Genomic DNA, 19,879 nt, shown 5'->3' on the forward strand with positions numbered 1-19,879 from the left:
CCGCCTCAAAATCCGGGGATGCGCTGACCACTGAGCCATTGCGCCAGCGCCACCACATCCGGATGGTGCAGGAAGGCCACCAGCTGGCGGGCTCTGATCTCCCCCACGCCCGGCAGCGCGCGCCATTGCGCTTCACTTTTTGCCGCCAGCAGATGCCAGTTCTCGCTTTCGAGCTGCGCCAGCGCCCCCTGAGGCACCGGGAGCCCCATCGCCAGCACCCAGCGGATAAAAGGCCGTTTGCGAACGAGATCAAATTGATGCCAGAGGTGCTGCCCGCGGGCGGCGGAGATCCCTGGCACCGTCTGCAGCTGCTCCACCGTAAGCGCCAGCCAGGAAAAAATATGCGTCATCGGGTTTTGCTGCTGAATGGCGCGCCATAAATGTTCCCCCACGCCATCGACATCCAGCGCGGACTTTGATGACAGCCAGATCAGCCGGGAAAGAAACTGTTCGCTGCACTCAGGGGTGGCGAAATAGCAGGTTAGCGCATTGAATTTTGCCGCCGGCGGCGTCGGTTTATGGCGCTCGGCCGTCCGCCAGACAACGGCGTCGATCCGAGGAATACCCTGCCCTGCCAGACTGATCTGCAGCTGATCGCCAACCCCAATATCCAGCGCCTGCCAGCGGGCCACAGAGCCAACATTAACCCGCTGCACGCGTTTATCATCCAGCCGCTGGGGCTCAAGCTGGGCCACGACGTTGAGCCTGCCGCTGCGGCCAGTGCTGAAATGGATCGCCCGTACCTCTATCACTTGCGAGGCCGGAGGATACTTCCAGGCCGCCAGCCACTCTCCCTTTCCGGGAGACCAGACACGTCCCGGCGGTTCGCGCCCTTCGCGCACAATCACGCCATCGCTGACGAAGGGGAGCGGCGAGCGATACCAGCGCTGGCGCCACTCCGCCACCTGCTCAACGCGCGTTACCGAATGGGTGTATTGTCCGCTGTAGCCAAACCCCGCCTGCGCCAGCAGCTGCTGTCGACGGCGCATATCCGAGGGACCGTCTGGCCAGGCCCAGATAAAAACGTCCAGCTGGCTGAGCGGCGCCGCCGCCGCGTCGGCTCGCATCATCAACCCGGCGACTTTCGCCCGCGCGTTCATTCCGCCAGCCTGCTGCTGAATATGCCCCTCCCGACGCAGAAATAGCTCCCCCTGCAGCACGCTGTTGGCCAGTTCGCCGGTCGTCAGCTTCGCCAGCGCCGGGATCTGCCGCGCTCGGGCGGTCCACAACTCACCGCGCAGGCCATCCCCGCGGCTGATAGCCTGAACCAGATGCCCCTGGCGATAGACCAGGGTGACCGCCACGCCGTCCACTTTAGGCTGTACCCACAGGTCGGCTTTATTTTTCATCCAGTGGGCCACGCTGGCCTCATCCGCCAGCTTGCGCACGCCGGTATGGGCCACCGGATGACGCGTATCGCCGGTCGGCGGAGGCAGATCGTCATCTTCAGGCGTCGCGCCCGGAAAGCATTGTCGCCACTGCGCCAGGCGCAGGGTGAGCTGGTCGTAAACCTCATCGCTCACTTCGCTGGCGCCTTGTCGCCAGTAGTCCTCTTTCCAGGCGACAATTTGCTGATGAAGGCGTGAAATCTCCTGCCTTCCTCTGGCCGGCGGCCACTCCGGACACGTCGCCAGCGCGCTGGCAGAGAACATCCCTAGCGCCAGCCACCACCCTCCTTTACGCATTGCAGTCCCTCCTTCATCACCTGGCGGAGAGTCTGCTGTAGAACACCGCGAGCCGCGACGGGTACTTTTTCGCCTTGCGAAGCGTCTTCCAGGATTTACGCTTCATTGCAGCAACGGCTAGCGAATTCAGGAAAACGGCAGGCAAAATGAAAGAAACAGCGGCAAAAAGTGTGACAATGACTGCGTCACGCCGCGGCGACGTGTATAATAGGCTCGTATGTAGGACCTCTTTCGATAACCACATACAAAAGACACTCATGGCTCAAGGCACGCTTTATATTGTTTCCGCCCCTAGCGGCGCGGGTAAATCCAGCCTGATTCAGGCTTTATTAAAAACCCAACCGTTGTATGACACCCAGGTATCGGTCTCCCATACCACGCGGGCGCCGCGTCCGGGTGAAGTGCACGGCGAACACTATTTCTTCGTGAATCACGACGAATTCCGCTCGATGATTGGCGAAAACGCGTTTCTGGAACATGCAGAGGTCTTTGGCAACTATTACGGCACGTCGCGTAAAGCGATCGAGCAGGTGCTGGCGACTGGCGTCGATGTCTTCCTCGATATCGACTGGCAAGGTGCGCAGCAGATCCGTAAAAGCATGCCCGGCGCACGCAGCATTTTTATTCTGCCGCCGTCAAAAGATGAACTGGACCGTCGCCTGCGCGGCCGCGGCCAGGACAGCGAAGAGGTGATCGCGAAACGGATGGCCCAGGCCGTTGCGGAAATGAGCCATTACGCGGAATATGATTACCTGATTGTGAACGATGATTTTGACACCGCCCTGAGCGACCTGAAAAATATCATCCGCGCTGAACGTCTGCGCATGAGCCGCCAAAAGCAGCGACATGGCGCTTTAATCACCAAACTATTGGCAGACTGAACCCACATTCAGTATCATGCCCAGTCATTTCTTCACCTGTGGAGCATTTTAAGTATGGCACGCGTAACTGTTCAGGACGCTGTAGAGAAAATTGGTAACCGTTTTGACCTGGTACTGGTCGCCGCGCGTCGCGCTCGTCAGATGCAGGTAGGCGGAAAGGATCCGCTGGTACCGGAAGAAAACGATAAAACCACCGTTATCGCACTGCGCGAAATCGAAGAAGGTCTGATCAACAACCAGATCCTCGACGTACGTGAGCGCCAGGAACAGCAAGAGCAGGAAGCCGCTGAATTACAAGCCGTTACCGCGATTGCTGAAGGTCGTCGTTAATCACACAGCGGGTCGCCCTTGTATCTGTTTGAAAGCCTGAATCAGCTGATTCAAAACTACCTGCCGGAAGAGCAAATCAAGCGCCTTCGGCAGGCGTATCTCGTTGCACGTGACGCTCACGAGGGTCAGACACGTTCAAGCGGTGAACCCTATATCACGCACCCGGTCGCGGTAGCCTGCATTCTGGCCGAGATGAAGCTCGACTATGAAACGCTGATGGCCGCGCTGCTGCATGATGTGATTGAAGATACCCCCGCCACCTACCAGGACATGGAACAGCTTTTTGGTAAAAGCGTTGCCGAACTGGTAGAGGGGGTGTCGAAACTTGATAAGCTCAAGTTTCGCGATAAGAAAGAGGCGCAGGCCGAAAACTTTCGCAAAATGATCATGGCGATGGTGCAGGACATCCGCGTCATCCTCATCAAGCTTGCCGACCGCACCCACAACATGCGTACTCTGGGCTCGTTACGCCCGGATAAACGCCGCCGCATCGCCCGCGAAACGCTGGAAATTTACAGCCCGCTGGCGCACCGTTTAGGTATCCATCACATCAAGACCGAGCTCGAAGAGCTGGGCTTTGAAGCGCTGTACCCTAACCGCTACCGCGTCATTAAAGAGGTGGTCAAAGCGGCGCGCGGCAACCGTAAAGAGATGATCCAAAAAATCCTCTCCGAAATCGAAGGACGGTTGCAGGAAGCGGGGATCCCCTGCCGCGTCAGCGGTCGCGAAAAGCATCTGTACTCCATCTACTGCAAAATGGTGCTTAAAGAGCAGCGTTTTCACTCGATCATGGATATCTACGCCTTCCGCGTTATCGTCCATGATGCCGATATCTGCTATCGCGTGCTCGGCCAGATGCACAGCCTCTACAAACCGCGTCCAGGTCGTTTCAAAGATTACATCGCCATTCCGAAAGCGAACGGCTATCAGTCTTTGCATACCTCGATGATCGGCCCCCACGGCGTCCCGGTCGAGGTACAAATTCGTACCGAAGACATGGACCAGATGGCGGAGATGGGGGTTGCGGCGCACTGGGCTTATAAAGAGCACGGCGGCGAAAGCAGCACCACCGCGCAAATCCGCGCTCAGCGCTGGATGCAAAGCCTGCTGGAGCTGCAGCAGAGCGCCGGCAGCTCGTTTGAATTTATCGAGAGCGTAAAATCCGATCTGTTCCCCGATGAGATTTACGTTTTCACCCCGGAAGGTCGCATTGTCGAACTGCCCGCCGGCGCCACGCCGGTGGACTTCGCCTACGCGGTGCATACCGATATCGGCCATGCCTGCGTTGGCGCGCGCGTCGATCGCCAGCCTTATCCGCTGTCGCAGCCGCTCTCCAGCGGCCAGACTGTCGAAATTATCACCGCGCCGGGCGCACGCCCGAATGCCGCCTGGCTGAACTTTGTCGTCAGCTCGAAAGCGCGCGCCAAGATCCGTCAGCTGCTGAAAAACCTTAAGCGCGACGATTCGGTCAGCCTTGGCCGTCGTCTGCTCAATCACGCGCTGGGCGGAAGCCGCAAACTCGCCGAGATCCCGCCGGAGAATATCCAGCGCGAACTCGATCGCATGAAGCTGGCCACGCTTGACGATCTGCTGGCGGAAATCGGTCTGGGCAACGCCATGAGCGTCGTGGTGGCGAAAAACCTGCAGCAGGGCGAAGCCGCTGCGGCGCCGGTACCGGCTAACGCGTCGAACCACGGCCATCTGCCGATCAAAGGCGCCGATGGCGTGTTGATCACCTTCGCCAAGTGCTGTCGCCCGATCCCAGGTGACCCGATTATCGCCCACGTCAGTCCGGGTAAAGGGCTGGTTATCCACCATGAATCCTGTCGTAACATTCGCGGCTACCAGAAAGAGCCGGAGAAATTTATGGCGGTTGAGTGGGATAAAGAGACCGCTCAGGAGTTCATCACCGAAATTAAGGTGGACATGTTTAACCACCAGGGTGCGCTGGCTAACCTGACGGCGGCGATCAACACCGCGTCTTCCAATATCCAGAGCCTGAATACGGAAGAGAAAGATGGCCGCGTATACAGCGCCTTTATCCGCCTGACCGCGCGTGACCGCGTGCATCTGGCGAATATCATGCGCAAAATCCGCGTCATGCCGGACGTGATTAAAGTCACCCGTAACCGAAACTAGCTTTATGAACTCAAAGCGCTACGAGCGTATCTGCGAGATGCTCGCCAGGCGTCAGCCTGACCTGACGGTCTGCATGGAGCAGGTCCATAAGCCTCATAACGTCTCTGCGGTCATTCGGACCGCAGATGCCGTTGGCGTACATGAAGTGCATGCCGTCTGGCCAAGCAGCCGGATGCGTACCATGGCCTCCGCCGCCGCGGGCAGCAACAGCTGGGTGCAGGTGAAAACCCACCGCACCATCGCAGATGCCGTCGGCCACCTGAAAGGCCAGGGCATGCAAATTCTCGCCACTCACCTTTCCGACAAAGCCATCGATTTTCGTGAAATCGACTATACGCGCCCTACCTGCATCCTGATGGGTCAGGAGAAAACCGGCATCACCCAGGAAGCGCTGGCGCTGGCCGACCGGGACATCATTATCCCGATGATCGGCATGGTGCAGTCGCTGAACGTCTCCGTCGCCTCGGCGCTGATCCTGTATGAAGCCCAGCGCCAGCGGCAAAACGCCGGGATGTACCAACGCGCCAACAGCATGCTGCCGCCGGAAGAGCAGCAGCGCCTGCTGTTCGAAGGCGGATATCCGGTGCTGGCCCGCGTCGCCAGACAAAAAGGTCTGCCTTACCCCCACGTCAACGAGCAGGGCGAAGTGGAAGCCGATGACGCATGGTGGGCTACCATGCAGGCAACGAGGTAAACCTGATGTCAGGCCGCCTGCTCGATGCCGTTCCGCTTAGCTCACTCACCGGTGTGGGCGCTGCGCAAAGCAGTAAACTGGCGAAGATCGGCCTGCATACGGTTCAGGACCTGCTGCTGCACCTGCCGCTGCGTTACGAAGATCGCACCCATCTTTACCCGATAGCCGAGCTGCTTCCCGGGGTTTATGCCACCGTGGAAGGCGAAGTGCTCAACAGCAATATCACCTTCGGCGGCCGGCGGATGTTGACCTGCCAGATCAGCGACGGCACCGGCATCCTCACCATGCGCTTTTTCAACTTTAACGCGGCGATGAAAAACAGCCTCGCGACTGGTCGTCGGGTGCTGGCCTACGGTGAAGCCAAACGCGGGAAGTACGGCGCCGAGATGATCCACCCGGAATACCGCGTCCAGGGCGATATGAGCACCCCGGAGCTTCAGGAAACGTTAACTCCGGTCTATCCGACCACCGAAGGCATCAAGCAGGCGACCCTGCGCAAGCTCACCGATCAGGCGCTTGAGCTCCTGGAAACCTGCGCGATTAGCGAACTCCTGCCACCGGAGCTGGCGCAGGGGATGATGAGCCTGCCGGAAGCGCTGCGTACGCTGCACCGTCCGCCTCCCTCCTTGCAACTTAGCGAGCTGGAAAGCGGCAAGCACCCGGCGCAGCAGCGTCTGATTCTGGAAGAGCTGCTGGCGCATAACCTCAGCATGCTGGCGCTGCGGGCAGGCGCCCAGCGCTATCACGCCCTGCCGCTCGGCGCCAACGATACCCTGAAAAACCAGCTGCTGGCCTCCCTGCCCTTTAAGCCCACCGGCGCGCAGGCGCGGGTTACCGCCGAGATCGAACACGATATGGCGCTGGACGTGCCGATGATGCGCCTGGTGCAGGGCGATGTTGGCTCCGGTAAAACGCTGGTCGCCGCGCTGGCCGCCGTGCGCGCTATCGCCCACGGCAAACAGGTGGCGCTGATGGCGCCCACCGAACTGCTTGCCGAACAGCACGCCAATAACTTCCGCAGCTGGTTTGAACCGCTGGGCATAGAAGTCGGCTGGCTGGCGGGCAAACAGAAAGGCAAAGCCCGTCAGGCGCAGCAGGAGGCTATCGCCAGCGGCGAAGTGCAGATGATTGTCGGCACTCACGCCATCTTCCAGGAGCAGGTGCAGTTTAACGGCCTGGCGCTGGTGATTATCGACGAACAACACCGCTTCGGCGTGCATCAGCGGCTGGCGCTGTGGGAAAAAGGTCAGCAGCAGGGGTTCCACCCGCATCAGCTGATCATGACCGCCACGCCTATCCCCCGCACCCTGGCAATGACCGCCTACGCCGATCTGGACACCTCGATTATCGACGAGCTGCCGCCGGGCCGAACCCCGGTGACCACCGTCGCCATCCCGGACACCCGGCGCAGCGATATTATCGACCGCGTACGCAACGCCTGCACCCACGAAGGGCGCCAGGCCTATTGGGTTTGTACGCTAATTGAAGAGTCCGATCTGCTGGAAGCCCAGGCGGCGGAAGCGACCTGGGAAGAGCTCAAACTGGCGCTGCCGGAACTTAATATCGGCCTCGTCCACGGGCGGATGAAACCGGCCGAGAAGCAGGCGGTGATGCAGGCCTTCAAGCAGGGCGAGATGCATCTGCTGGTGGCCACCACGGTGATTGAAGTCGGTGTTGACGTGCCTAACTCAAGCCTGATGATTATCGAAAACCCGGAACGTCTGGGTCTGGCGCAGCTGCACCAGCTCAGAGGGCGCGTCGGGCGCGGTGCGGTCGCTTCCCACTGCGTGCTACTCTATAAATCGCCGCTCTCCAAAACGGCTCAGAAACGCCTGCAGGTCCTGCGCGACAGCAACGACGGTTTCGTCATCGCCCAGAAAGACCTCGAAATCCGCGGTCCCGGCGAGCTGCTCGGCACCCGCCAGACCGGCAACGCCGAATTTAAAGTAGCGGACTTGCTGCGCGATCAGGCGATGATCCCCGACGTTCAACGCATTGCTCGCCATATTCATGAACGCTATCCGCTGCAGGCCCAGGCGCTTATCGAGCGCTGGATGCCGGAAACCGAACGCTATTCCAACGCGTAGCGCGCGCTTTTGCCGCGCTGCGGGCAATTTTTCTACACAACGAGTGGATTATGAAACGAGAACTGGCCATCGAATTTTCGCGTGTCACCGAAGCCGCCGCGCTGGCGGGCTATAAATGGCTGGGCCGCGGCGATAAGAATACCGCCGACGGCGCAGCGGTTAACGCCATGCGCATTATGCTTAACCTCGTCAATATCGACGGCACCATCGTCATCGGCGAGGGCGAAATCGATGAAGCGCCGATGCTCTATATCGGCGAAAAAGTGGGTACCGGCAAGGGCGATGCGGTAGATATCGCTGTCGATCCCATCGAAGGCACCCGCATGACGGCGATGGGCCAGGCCAACGCCCTGGCGGTGATGGCGGTCGGCGATAAGGGCTGCTTCCTCAACGCGCCGGATATGTATATGGAAAAGCTGATCGTCGGCCCGGGTGCTAAAGGCGCTATCGATCTCAATCTGCCGCTGGAAGAGAACCTGCACAATATCGCCCGCGCCCTGAACAAGCCGCTGGGCGAGCTGACCGTCACCGTGCTGGCGAAACCGCGCCACGACGCGGTCATTGCCCAGCTGCAGCAGCTGGGCGTGCGTGTATTCGCGATTCCCGATGGCGACGTCGCGGCCTCTATTCTCACCTGCATGCCGGATAGCGAAGTCGACGTACTGTACGGCATCGGCGGCGCGCCGGAAGGGGTGGTTTCCGCCGCAGTGATCCGCGCCCTCGACGGTGATATGCAGGGGCGTCTGCTGGCTCGCCACCACGTGAAGGGCGATAACGAAGAGAACCGCCGCATCGGTGAAAACGAGCTGGCGCGCTGCAAAACCATGGGCATTGAAGCAGGCAAAGTGCTGCGTCTGGATGAAATGGCGCGCAGCGATAACGTCGTCTTCTCCGCCACCGGGATCACCAAAGGCGATCTGCTGGACGGCATCACCCGCAAGGGCAACATGGCCACCACCGAGACGCTGCTGATCCGCGGCAAGTCGCGCACTATCCGTCGTATTCAGTCGATTCATTACCTCGACCGTAAAGATCCGGACATCCAGCAGCACATCCTGTAATACCGCTTTTTCTCTCCCAGGCAACCGTCCGCAGGCGGTTGCCCTGTTCTTCGTTTATATTTGATCAATAGAGCTTTCTTGTGCCTTCGGGGTGGAAATCTTACTCGTCTGGACCGAAGATAAGGCATCGCTTGGCAACAGGAGAAGACGATGGCGGACTGGGTTAGCGGCAAAGTGACAAAAGTGGAGTACTGGACGGATGCCTTGTTCAGTTTATACGTGCGGGCGCCTGTTCATCCGTTTACCGCCGGGCAGTTTACCAAGCTCGGACTGGAAATCGACGGAGAACGCGTGCAGCGCGCCTACTCCTACGTCAATGCCCCCGGCAATCCCGATCTCGAGTTCTATCTGGTCACCGTCCCGGAAGGCAAGCTGAGCCCGCGTCTGGCGGCGCTGAAGCCGGGCGATGAAGTCCTGGTGGTGAGTGAAGCGGCAGGTTTCTTCGTCCTCGAGGAGGTACCGGATTGCGATACCCTGTGGATGCTGGCGACCGGCACTGCCCTCGGGCCGTACCTGTCAATTTTGCAGGAAGGCAAAGATCTTGAACGCTTTAACAACCTGGTGCTGGTTCACGCCGTCCGCTACGCCGCGGACCTGAGCTATCTGCCGCTGATGCGCGAGCTTGAGCAGCGCTACGCCGGTAAATTACGCATCCAGACCGTGGTCAGCCGCGAAACTGTGGAAGGCTCGCTGACCGGCCGGGTGCCGTTCCTGATTGAAACCGGCGCGCTGGAAGAGGCGGTCGGGCTGGCGATGAACACCGACACCAGCCACGTAATGCTGTGCGGCAACCCGCAAATGGTGCGCGATACCCAACAGCTGTTAAAAGAGACCCGGCAGATGACCAAACATCTGCGTCGCCGGCCGGGCCATATGACAGCGGAGCACTACTGGTAATCAGGCGTCCGCTTTCCAGCGCACGTCCTGGGTCTCCTTGCCGAACTTATTCTCGCCCTGGGTGCCGACAAACGCCCCCAGGTCGATCAACATCATGACGATAATCAACGTCGGCACAAAGCGCCCGACGCCCCACTGCCAGACCTGCGGCAGCATCGCCCAGTTCCCCGCCAGCAGCATCCACGCCAGAATCATCAGCAGCGCCCACAGTCCGGATTTGCCGCGATCGTGCAGCCGCTTGACCACCACCGCCGCCGTCGGCCACAGCAGGCAGACGATAATAAACGCCGCCGTCTGCAGGTTGAGAAGATTGCTGCCTGCCAGGGTAAACAGGGCGCTCATGGTCACCAGCCAAATGGCAATCCAGATCCAGAAATCGCGGCGGCCAATGCGCCCTTTAATTGAGAATAACCACTGCTGTAGGGTCATGCGTTTTTCCTTATCATCATCGTCTGCGTAGTTTACCCTGGCGTCGTGACTTTTTGACAAGCGCCGCGCTTCCCGATTTAATCGTCAGCAGGCAAAAAAAGGAACGACGGGCATGAAGAAGTGGACAATCTTGTGTTTAAGTGGGCTGATGGGCCTGACCGTCGGCCCGCACGCGTTGTCCGCAGAAAGCGAATCGGCGACAGCGGCGCCCTATCTGCTCTCTGGCGCCCCGAGTTTTGACCTGTCGATCAGCCAGTTCCGGGAAAAATTTAACGCCGATAACCCGAAGCTGCCCCTGAACGAATTCCGTTCCATCGCCACCAGCCGGGATCAGGCTAATCTGACCCGCGCCGCCAGCAAAATTAATGAAAATCTCTATGCCTCGACCGCGCTGGAGCGCGGCACGCTGAAGATCAAATCCATGCAGATCACCTGGCTGCCGATCCAGGGGCCGGAGCAAAAGGCGGCGAAAGCCAAAGCGCTGGAGTATATGAGCGCCATGATCCGCGCCTTTGTCCCCACCCTTAGCCCGGCGCAAAGCCAGCAAAAGCTGCAGAAACTGCTGACCGCCGGCAAGGGCAAACGCTACTTTGCCGATACCGAAGGCGCTGTACGCTATGTGGTGGCAGATCATGGCGAAAAGGGTCTGACCTTCGCCATTGAACCGATTAAGCTGGCGTTATCTGAAACGCTGGAAGGCAACAATAAATGACAAAAAGCAAAGCCTTTCCAGTGACGAGTCTCTATACTGTTTCACAGACCATGCTGCCCTCTGGGGCGGCTATATTCCTTAATTCGCTTAAGTAGCGTGGAGAATTAAAATGCGACATCCTTTAGTGATGGGTAACTGGAAACTGAACGGCAGCCGCCACATGGTAAACGAACTGGTTGCGAACCTGCGTACCGAACTGGCTGGCGTAAGCGGCTGTGCAGTTGCCATCGCCCCGCCGGAAATGTATCTGGACCTGGCTAAACGTGCGGCAGAAGGCAGCCACATTCACCTGGGCGCGCAGAACGTTGACGTGAACCTGTCCGGCGCATTCACCGGTGAAACCTCCGCCGAAATGCTGAAAGATATCGGTGCACAGTACATCATCATCGGCCACTCCGAGCGTCGTACCTACCACAAAGAATCCGACGAGCTGATCGCGAAGAAATTCGCTGTGCTGAAAGAGCAGGGTCTGACCCCGGTACTGTGCATCGGTGAAACCGAAGCCGAAAACGAAGCGGGCAAAACCGAAGAAGTTTGCGCACGTCAGATCGACGCCGTGCTGAAAACGCAGGGCGCTGCCGCTTTCGAAGGCGTGGTTATCGCTTACGAACCGGTATGGGCTATCGGTACCGGCAAATCCGCGACCCCGGCTCAGGCTCAGGCGGTGCACAAATTCATCCGTGACCACATTGCTAAAGCTGACGCGAAAATCGCTGAGCAAGTGATCATCCAGTACGGTGGTTCCGTTAACGCTGGCAACGCAGCAGAGCTGTTCACCCAGCCGGACATCGACGGCGCGCTGGTTGGCGGCGCCTCCCTGAAAGCTGACGCTTTCGCGGTGATCGTTAAAGCAGCAGAAGCAGCGAAAAAAGCGTAATTCGCTTTTCCCGGTAGCGAAACGCGACCGGGGTGACTGACAAAACGTGGGAGCCCGGCTTAGCACAGCGCAAGCCGGGCTTTCTTTTGCCGTTACAGTTTCCCCAACAGCTGATACCACGCGTAGTCCAGCGGCAGTAAAATCAGATAACTCACCGCCGCCAGCGCCAGACACAGTTGCATCCCCGCCCTCGCCGGGACCTTGCCTAACCCCATCGCCACCACGATCGGCGACGCCTGATAGGGCAGCAGCGGCGTGGAATACCCCAGCACCTGAATCATGATCACGCTGAGCAGCGGAAAGCCGGTCGCGTCGGCAAAGCTCTGCGCAAAAGTGGTATACAGCGCCGGCACGCCGTTGGCGGTCATAATAAAGTTCAGCGCGCTGGTTATCCCGGTCAGGGCGAGGAAGCTGGTGAACGGATTGTCTTTATCCAGCGGCATCACCTGCAGCAGCGCATTGCCCACCGCACCGCCAATTCCGGTTTGGGTAACGGCGATCGCCAGTCCCAGAATCCCGGCAACATAAATGCAGGTGCGCATATTCACCCCGCTGGCAAACTCCTCACCGTTGATAAAGCCCACCCGCGGCAGCAGCGTGACCACTGCCGCCGCCAGGCCGGTCCACGCCGGGCCGACGCCGTGCCAGCTCTCGGTCACCCATAGCGTGAGGACGACCGCCAGCAGCCACGCCAGACGCTTCTCGTCGCGGCTCATCGGCGGCAGCGGCGCCAGGTCACGCGGTGGATGCGGCTTGCCGGGAAACAGCCAGCAAATCAGCGCCACCAGCACCGCCCCTTTCAGCCAGCCAAGCACCGGCGTATGCAGCAGTAAATAGGGAACATAATTCAGATGGATACCGTACGAGCCTTCCGCCGCCCCGCTCATCACCAGATTTGGCACGTTAGCGGGCAAAATCGTCGCCGAAAGCTGAAAGGTGCCGAACCCCACCGCCAGCGCCAGGCCGAACCAGCCGCGGCTGCCATCGACAATGCCCGCGCGGCGGGCCATCGCCGCCACGATCGGCATCAGCAGCGCGATACGCCCCATGTTGGAAGGCATCACAAACGCCAGCGCGTAGCTCAGCAACACCACGCTGCCGACCATCCGCGGCCAGGAGTCAGTGAGCCGCGCAGACAGCGCCTGCGCCGCCCGGTCCGCCAGCCCGGTTTTACGGATCGCGATACCGAGCACAAAGCCGCTGAACACCAGCCAGAACGCCGAGGAGGCAAAGCCGCCAAAGATCACCTCCGGCGGAGCGATTTTCGCCATCATCGCCGCCGCGAAGAACAGCAGCGCGGTGATAAATTCCGGCAGCAGCGACGTCGCCCAGAGCACAATGGTGACGCCGACAATCAATGAAGGAAGGAACAGCGGGTGGGTAAGCCAGAGCGACATGCCTGTCTCCTGTCGTTTTTTTCAGCAAGAATACGACGACAGGTAAGACAGGTAAACGCCAGAACTAGTGGTTTGCGTTAAGGATGGCGCAACGATGATCCTGAATTTCTTCCGCTGAAGCCCGGTTCAGGGTCAGCAGGTTACGCTCCGTCGCCAGCAGCACCAGCGAGCCGTCGCTCTGCTGCGCCATCGCCAGCGCGAAGCGTCCCATATGTTCACGCGCCTCCGGCACCTCTTCCGCCAGCATCAGGAACGGGCTGCGCTGGGCCAGTTCGGCCTCCGTCACCCGGCGCGCCAGGTATTCATGGCCCTGAAGCCCGCCCGGCAGCGGCAGCCAGCGGCTGCTGACCGCCGCCGCATCCTTATCTAACTGCGCGCGCACATCGGGGCGCAGGCAGGAGATATGAATATGGAAATGGTTTTGCGTGCGTCCGCTGCGCGAGTTAATCGCCAGCGATATCGCGTTATCAGGAACCGGCGCGCCGTGACGCTGACTCATGATTTCACGTCCCTGCCAGGCCTGCCAGAAGAAGTTCGGCGTCAGCGGATCCAGCAGCAGCGGGCTTTCGGTGCCGTTAATGCGGTAGGTCGGCATCAGCAAATACTGCAGCGGGCCGTTACGGTCTTTAAACAGCACATAGCCGCCCTTGAGGTTCACTTCCGCGCACGGCGACGGATTTTGCTGCTGTTGCTGATGGGGGACGCACTGCTGCAGGACAATCTTGCGTAATGCGTCCGGGTTGCCGGAGTGCAGCCAGTAGTAGCCGCCCGCCAGCGCCGCGAGGATCGCCACCAGCAGCGCCAGCAAAAAGTATCTTACTCTTCTCATTTTCATTCCCTGTTAAGCCTGAAGCGGAAGAGTAACGTAATTTGATGACTAAATGAAAACAGATGGCGGGCGGGGCGTTATCCCGGGTAGCGGCTGGCGCCTTACCCGGGCTACGGACGGTGCAAATAGTAGCCCGGCTAAGCGCAGAGAAAGCCGGGGATTCCCCGGGTCGCGGCGTTCCACCTTACCCGGGCTACCAGACGAAGCAGAACTGTAGCCCTGCTAAGCGTAGCGCAAGCAGGGACAAGAGGATTAACGCTGGCTAATCTGGTCGAAGGTGCCGCCGTTGGAGAAGTGCTCTTTCTGCGCTTTCGTCCAGCCGCCGAACTCCTGATCGATAGTAAACAGCTTCAGTTTCGGGAACTCGTTAGCATATTTCTTCGCCACATTCGGATCGCGCGGGCGGTAGAAGTTCTTCGCCGCAATCTCCTGGCCTTCCGGCGAGTAGAGATACTTCAGGTACGCTTCCGCCACCTGGCGCGTGCCTTTTTTATCCACCACTTTGTCGACCACCGAGACGGTCGGCTCAGCCAGAATCGACTCACTCGGGGTCACGATTTCAAACTTGTCTTTGCCCAGTTCGTTGGTCGCCAGCAGCGCTTCGTTTTCCCAGGCAATCAGCACATCGCCGATGCCGCGTTCTACGAAGGTATTGGTCGAACCACGCGCGCCGGAGTCCAGCACTTCCACGTTTTTATACAGCGCCTTGACGAATTCCTGGGCTTTGGCCTGGTCGCCGTGATTCTGATGCAGAGCATAGCCCCAGGCTGCCAGATAGTTCCAGCGGGCGCCGCCGGAGCTTTTCGGGTTCGGGGTAATGACCGACACGCCCGGTTTGATCAGGTCGTTCCAGTCATGGATCTGTTTCGGGTTGCCCTTGCGGACGAGGAACACGATGGTTGAGGTATACGGTGCGGAGTTATCCGGCAGGCGTTTCAGCCAGTTTTTATCGATACGGCCGCGTTCAGCAATGGCGTCTACGTCGTAGGCCAGCGCCAGCGTGACCACATCCGCTTCAATACCGTTAATCACTGAGGTCGCCTGTTTGCCAGAACCACCGTGCGACTGGCGGATCACCACGTTGTCGCCGGTCTCCTGCTTCCAGTGCGCGCTAAACGCTTTGTTGTACTGTTCGTACAGCTCGCGCGTTGGATCATAAGAAACGTTTAAAAGCTGAATGTCTTTTGCCAGAACGCTGGCGGATGCCAGCAACAGAGTTAACCCTACGCCCCACTTATTCATCGCACCGCTCTCTTTATGTGTGTTGTGATGGGCTAAGCGTGCCAGAAAGCGATTCAATGATTAAAGAATAAAAAAAGATTGGCTATAACTTGTGGATATAAAGAGGTGAATAAGGATTGCCCCCTCCCGGCCGGGAGAGGGCGCGAAGCGATTAGACTTCTTCCATACGGCCCAGCAGCGCCTGCAGGCGATCCTGCCAGCCCTGCTGTTGCTCTTTCAGCTGGCTGTTTTCGCGCTCCAGCTCTTCACGACCGTGCTGCGCGCTCTGAACTTCCTGAACCAGGGTGTTGTTCTTTTCTTTCAGCTCTTCGATTTCCATCTGCAACAGAGTGATGGTATCAATCGCCTGCTGAACTTTAGATTCTAATTTCTCAAACACTTCTAATGACATCGTCATACCTCTCCTGAACTTGCAAGGCGTTGATAGAAACTCGTGTTTCGTATACGCGGTCCCGCCTTAACGAAAATTAGCGCACATAGCGGTGTTATCGTCGATTGTATGAATCCCCGCCGCCCCTGTCCAGCGGCAAGCCGCGCAGATTGCGGTTTGCAACACTTTTCAGTCTTTACCTGGTGCTTTCAGCGCAGTTCGCTCGTACTTCATGGGTCATTGTTAATTTTATGGTTAACAAAATGCGAGGTGAAACGCTCCGGCACCGGTCTCAATGCGCGCGGATGGCGCGAAAACGCTCATTTTCTTGACGCGGTACACACATTTGAAGTTCGATATTTCTCGTTTTTGCTCGTTAACGATAAATTAACACTATGCCTACATGGCAATATGGTCGTCTGTGACCACCCTACATACAATAATCATCACCACGCTTCAGGATTCGATTATGAGCCAAACATCAACCTTAAAAGGCCAGTGCATCGCAGAGTTCCTCGGTACCGGGTTGTTGATCTTTTTCGGCGTTGGGTGCGTGGCTGCGCTCAAGGTCGCGGGAGCCAGCTTCGGGCAATGGGAAATCAGCATCATCTGGGGTCTGGGCGTCGCCATGGCGATCTACCTGACCGCTGGGGTCTCCGGTGCGCACCTTAACCCTGCGGTAACTATCGCACTGTGGCTGTTCGCCTGCTTCGATGGCCGCAAAGTGGTCCCTTTTATCATTTCGCAATTCGCTGGCGCCTTTTGCGCTGCGGCATTAGTTTACGGGCTTTACTACAATCTTTTCCTCGATTATGAAACTACCCACCATATGGTCCGCGGCAGCGTAGAAAGCCTCGATCTGGCCGGCATCTTCTCCACCTATCCGAACCCGCATATCAATTTTGTGCAGGCCTTCGCGGTAGAGATGGTGATTACCGCTATCCTGATGGGCGTCATCCTGGCGCTGACCGACGATGGCAACGGCGTGCCGCGCGGCCCGCTTGCTCCGCTGCTGATCGGCCTGCTGATTGCGGTGATTGGCGCCTCCATGGGACCGCTGACCGGCTTCGCCATGAACCCGGCGCGTGATATCGGCCCGAAAGCTTTCGCCTGGCTGGCCGGCTGGGGCGACGTCGCCTTCACCGGCGGCAAAGATATTCCTTATTTCCTGGTGCCGCTGTGCGCACCGGTGGTCGGCGCGGCGCTGGGCGCATTCAGCTATCGTAAGCTGATTGGCCGTCACCTGCCTTGCGACACCTGCGTGGATGAAGAGCAACAGAGCCCCTCCTCTTCCACCACTCAACATAAAGCTTCGCTGTAATCTGACTACGGGACACCGACTATGACCGACAAAAAATATATCGTTGCGCTTGACCAGGGCACTACCAGCTCCCGGGCCGTTGTGATGGATCATGATGCCAATATCGTCAGCGTCTCCCAGCGAGAATTTGAACAAATTTATCCTAAGCCAGGCTGGGTCGAACATGACCCGATGGAAATCTGGGCTTCCCAAAGCTCGACGCTGGTCGAAGCGCTGGCCAAAGCGGATATCAACTCCGATCAGATCGCGGCCATCGGCATCACCAACCAACGTGAGACCGTGGTGGTGTGGGAGCGTGAGACCGGTAAACCCATCTACAACGCCATCGTCTGGCAGTGCCGCCGTACCGCGGAGATCTGCGAGCAGCTCAAGCGTGACGGGATGGAAGAGTATATCCGCAAGGCCACAGGCCTGGTGGTGGACCCCTACTTCTCCGGCACCAAGGTAAAATGGATCCTCGACCATGTCGAAGGTTCCCGTGAACGTGCGAAACGCGGCGAGCTGCTGTTCGGCACCGTTGACACCTGGCTTATCTGGAAGATGACCCAGGGCCGCGTGCACGTTACCGACTACACCAACGCCTCACGTACCATGCTATTCAACATCCACGAGCTGGACTGGGACGACAAAATGCTCGACGCGCTGGACATTCCGCGCGCCATGCTGCCGGAAGTGCGCAAGTCTTCCGAAGTGTACGGCCAGACCAACATCGGTGGTAAAGGCGGGACCCGTATTCCTATCGCCGGGATCGCCGGTGACCAGCAGGCGGCCCTGTTCGGCCAGCTGTGCGTCAAAGAAGGGATGGCGAAAAACACCTACGGCACCGGCTGCTTTATGCTGATGAATACCGGCGAAAAAGCGGTCACCTCCACCCACGGTCTGCTGACCACCATCGCCTGCGGCCCGCGCGGCGAGGTGAACTACGCTCTGGAAGGGGCGGTGTTTATGGCCGGCGCGTCTATTCAGTGGCTGCGCGACGAGATGAAGCTCATCAGCGATGCCTTCGATTCCGAGTACTTCGCCACCAAAGTGAAGGATACCAACGGCGTATACGTGGTACCCGCGTTCACTGGTCTTGGCGCACCATACTGGGACCCGTATGCCCGCGGCGCGATTTTCGGCCTCACCCGCGGCGTGAACTCCAACCACATTATCCGTGCGACGCTGGAGTCCATCGCCTATCAGACCCGCGATGTGCTGGAGGCGATGCAGGCAGACTCTGGCATTCGTCTGCACGCCCTGCGCGTGGACGGCGGCGCGGTGGCTAACAACTTCCTGATGCAGTTCCAGTCCGATATCCTCGGCACCCGTGTCGAGCGTCCGGAAGTACGCGAAGTGACGGCGCTGGGCGCAGCCTATCTGGCGGGTCTGGCGGTCGGTTTCTGGCAGAATCTGGACGAGCTGCAGGAGAAAGCGGTGATTGAGCGCGAATTCCGCCCGGGGATTGAAACCACTGAGCGTAACTATCGTTACAGCGGCTGGAAGAAAGCGGTGAAACGCGCGTTAGCGTGGGAAGAGCACGACGAAGCGTAAGATTGTGGAGGTATTCCCGGCTTGCGGCGTAAACGCCTTAGCCGGGCTACAAAACCCCAAACAGCACGATCTTGTAGCCCGGACAGGTGCGCAGCACCGCTTCCGGGTTTTTTATCAGCCAAACATCGGCAGCAGCAGGTATAGCTTAATCACCAGTGCGTTGACGATGTCGATAAAGAACGCTCCCACCATCGGCACCACCAGGAAGGCCATATGTGACGGGCCAAAGCGGTCGGTAATCGCCTGCATATTAGCAATCGCCGTCGGCGTTGCGCCCAGACCAAACCCGCAGTGGCCCGCCGCCAGCACCGCGGCATCGTAATTCTTGCCCATCATCCGGTAGGTAACGAACACCGCATACAGCGCCATCGCCAGCGCCTGCACCGCCAGGATAATAATCATCGGCAGCGCCAGCGAGGCCAGCTCCCACAGCTTGAGGCTCATCAGCGCCATGGCGAGGAACAGCGACAGGCTGACGTTGCCCAGCACCGATACCGCGCGATCGAACACCCGGTACAACCCCGCCAGCGCCAGGCTGTTGCTAAGGATCACACCGATAAACAGCACGCAGACGAAGGTCGGCAGCTCGAAGACGCTGCCCGCCAGCAGTTGCGCAACCACCTTGCCCACCGTCAGACAGATAGCGATCAGGGCGATACTTTCGATCAGCACCAGCGAGGTGATCACCCGCCCCACGTCCGGTTTTTCAAAGGCGGTTGGCGCCACCTGATCGTCCGGTGTGCCGTCCGGAGAGGAAGAGTGCTTCACCAGGTAGCGAGCCACCGGACCGCCGATCAGGCCGCCCAGCACCAGGCCGAAAGTCGCGCAGGCCATCGCCACTTCGGTGGCGTTGGCAAAACCGTAGCGTTCAACGAACAGCTTGCTCCACGCCGCCCCGGTGCCGTGGCCGCCGGATAAGGTAATCGACCCGGCCAGCAGGCCCATCAGCGGATCCAGCCCCAGCAGCGTCGCCATGCCGATACCGAGGGCATTCTGCAGCAGCAGCAGGCCAACCACCACGATCAGGAAAGTGCCCAGCACCTTGCCGCCGGCCCGCAGGCTGGCGAGGTTGGCGTTAAGACCGATGGTGGCGAAGAACGCCAGCATCAGCGGGTCTTTCAGACTCATATCGAAATCAATTTCGATATCCATGCTTTTCTTCAGCACCAGCAGCGCCAGCGCTACCAGCAAACCGCCGGCAACAGGTTCAGGAATGGTGTATTTCTTGAGGAAGGGAACGGTTTGCACGAGTTTTCTGCCGAGCAATAGCACAAGCGTTGCGGCAACGAGCGTCGATAAGGTATCGAGGTGAAACATAAAAAGCTCCTTATGGGCGCATGATCCATTCACACGCGACGTAATTCCTGGTGTCTTTAGCTTCTCATCATGAGGAGT

The 19,879-nt window shown here is 59.0% G+C and carries 18 protein-coding genes; 11 read left to right on the forward strand and 7 right to left on the reverse strand.

Annotated elements, in window-relative coordinates; translation table 11 throughout:
* Positions 1-5: 5 nt before the first annotated feature.
* Positions 6-1,685, reverse strand: a complete 1,680-nt coding sequence (ligB, locus tag N438_RS18520; RefSeq protein WP_046620718.1) for an NAD-dependent DNA ligase LigB — start codon at positions 1,683-1,685, stop codon at positions 6-8.
* 257 nt (positions 1,686-1,942) lie between these two features.
* Between ligB and gmk the strand changes: the two genes are divergently transcribed.
* From gmk to fpr, 7 genes are all read left to right on the forward strand, one after another.
* Positions 1,943-2,566, forward strand: coding sequence for a guanylate kinase (gene gmk / locus N438_RS18530; protein WP_002922664.1), 624 nt, complete (start codon positions 1,943-1,945; stop codon positions 2,564-2,566).
* 54 nt (positions 2,567-2,620) lie between these two features.
* Entirely contained in the window at positions 2,621-2,896 is a 276-nt protein-coding gene (gene rpoZ, locus N438_RS18535) for a DNA-directed RNA polymerase subunit omega (RefSeq protein ID WP_000135058.1), read from the forward strand.
* Positions 2,897-2,914: 18 nt separating this feature from the next.
* On the forward strand, positions 2,915-5,035 hold the full coding sequence (gene spoT / locus N438_RS18540; protein WP_008806818.1) for a bifunctional GTP diphosphokinase/guanosine-3',5'-bis pyrophosphate 3'-pyrophosphohydrolase: 2,121 nt from the start codon (positions 2,915-2,917) through the stop codon (positions 5,033-5,035).
* Positions 5,036-5,039: 4 nt separating this feature from the next.
* A complete protein-coding gene (gene trmH / locus N438_RS18545; RefSeq protein ID WP_012540297.1) occupies positions 5,040-5,729 on the forward strand; it encodes a tRNA (guanosine(18)-2'-O)-methyltransferase TrmH in 690 nt (229 codons plus the stop codon).
* Positions 5,730-5,734: 5 nt separating this feature from the next.
* Positions 5,735-7,816 carry an ATP-dependent DNA helicase RecG gene (recG, locus tag N438_RS18550; protein WP_008806816.1) on the forward strand — a complete coding sequence of 694 codons (2,082 nt, stop codon included), beginning with the start codon at positions 5,735-5,737 and terminating at the stop codon, positions 7,814-7,816.
* 50 nt (positions 7,817-7,866) lie between these two features.
* Positions 7,867-8,877, forward strand: coding sequence for a class II fructose-bisphosphatase (gene glpX / locus N438_RS18555; RefSeq protein WP_002922903.1), 1,011 nt, complete (start codon positions 7,867-7,869; stop codon positions 8,875-8,877).
* Positions 8,878-9,027: 150 nt separating this feature from the next.
* Positions 9,028-9,774 (forward strand): ferredoxin--NADP(+) reductase, encoded by a 747-nt coding sequence (fpr, locus tag N438_RS18560; protein ID WP_012540295.1) that lies wholly within the window; start codon positions 9,028-9,030, stop codon positions 9,772-9,774.
* On the opposite strand, the gene N438_RS18565 is transcribed toward fpr, so the two are convergent.
* Entirely contained in the window at positions 9,775-10,203 is a 429-nt protein-coding gene (locus tag N438_RS18565; RefSeq protein WP_004173894.1) for a DUF805 domain-containing protein, read from the reverse strand.
* A gap of 112 nt (positions 10,204-10,315) precedes the next feature.
* Between N438_RS18565 and N438_RS18570 the strand changes: the two genes are divergently transcribed.
* Complete coding sequence (locus tag N438_RS18570) at positions 10,316-10,915, forward strand: YiiQ family protein (RefSeq protein ID WP_008806815.1); 600 nt, start codon at positions 10,316-10,318, stop codon at positions 10,913-10,915.
* Between the two features lie 109 nt (positions 10,916-11,024).
* Positions 11,025-11,792 carry a triose-phosphate isomerase gene (tpiA, locus tag N438_RS18575; protein WP_002922909.1) on the forward strand — a complete coding sequence of 256 codons (768 nt, stop codon included), beginning with the start codon at positions 11,025-11,027 and terminating at the stop codon, positions 11,790-11,792.
* Positions 11,793-11,884: 92 nt separating this feature from the next.
* Here the strand turns inward: tpiA and N438_RS18580 are convergent, their stop codons facing one another.
* The 4 genes from N438_RS18580 to zapB form a co-directional block, all read right to left on the reverse strand.
* On the reverse strand, positions 11,885-13,189 hold the full coding sequence (locus tag N438_RS18580; RefSeq protein ID WP_012540294.1) for an SLC13 family permease: 1,305 nt from the start codon (positions 13,187-13,189) through the stop codon (positions 11,885-11,887).
* 64 nt (positions 13,190-13,253) lie between these two features.
* The gene (locus tag N438_RS18585) at positions 13,254-14,024 is read right to left on the reverse strand and encodes a CDP-diacylglycerol diphosphatase (protein ID WP_162493227.1); all 771 of its coding nucleotides are present in this window, start codon (positions 14,022-14,024) and stop codon (positions 13,254-13,256) included.
* A gap of 246 nt (positions 14,025-14,270) precedes the next feature.
* Positions 14,271-15,260, reverse strand: a complete 990-nt coding sequence (locus N438_RS18590) for a sulfate ABC transporter substrate-binding protein (RefSeq protein WP_002922936.1) — start codon at positions 15,258-15,260, stop codon at positions 14,271-14,273.
* A gap of 151 nt (positions 15,261-15,411) precedes the next feature.
* Positions 15,412-15,657, reverse strand: coding sequence for a septal ring assembly protein ZapB (zapB, locus tag N438_RS18595; RefSeq protein ID WP_008806812.1), 246 nt, complete (start codon positions 15,655-15,657; stop codon positions 15,412-15,414).
* Positions 15,658-16,099: 442 nt separating this feature from the next.
* On the opposite strand from zapB, the gene N438_RS18600 reads away from it, so the two are divergent.
* Both N438_RS18600 and glpK read left to right on the forward strand, forming a co-directional pair.
* On the forward strand, positions 16,100-16,951 hold the full coding sequence (locus N438_RS18600) for an MIP/aquaporin family protein (RefSeq protein ID WP_012967047.1): 852 nt from the start codon (positions 16,100-16,102) through the stop codon (positions 16,949-16,951).
* A 21-nt stretch (positions 16,952-16,972) separates the two neighbouring features.
* Positions 16,973-18,484 (forward strand): glycerol kinase GlpK, encoded by a 1,512-nt coding sequence (gene glpK, locus N438_RS18605; RefSeq protein ID WP_008806810.1) that lies wholly within the window; start codon positions 16,973-16,975, stop codon positions 18,482-18,484.
* A 114-nt stretch (positions 18,485-18,598) separates the two neighbouring features.
* On the opposite strand, the gene gltS is transcribed toward glpK, so the two are convergent.
* Entirely contained in the window at positions 18,599-19,801 is a 1,203-nt protein-coding gene (gene gltS / locus N438_RS18610) for a sodium/glutamate symporter (protein WP_008806809.1), read from the reverse strand.
* Positions 19,802-19,879: the final 78 nt, after the last annotated feature.

The organism is Klebsiella sp. GL120222-02 (assembly GCF_003097195.1).
Lineage (GTDB): Bacteria > Pseudomonadota > Gammaproteobacteria > Enterobacterales > Enterobacteriaceae > Klebsiella > Klebsiella variicola.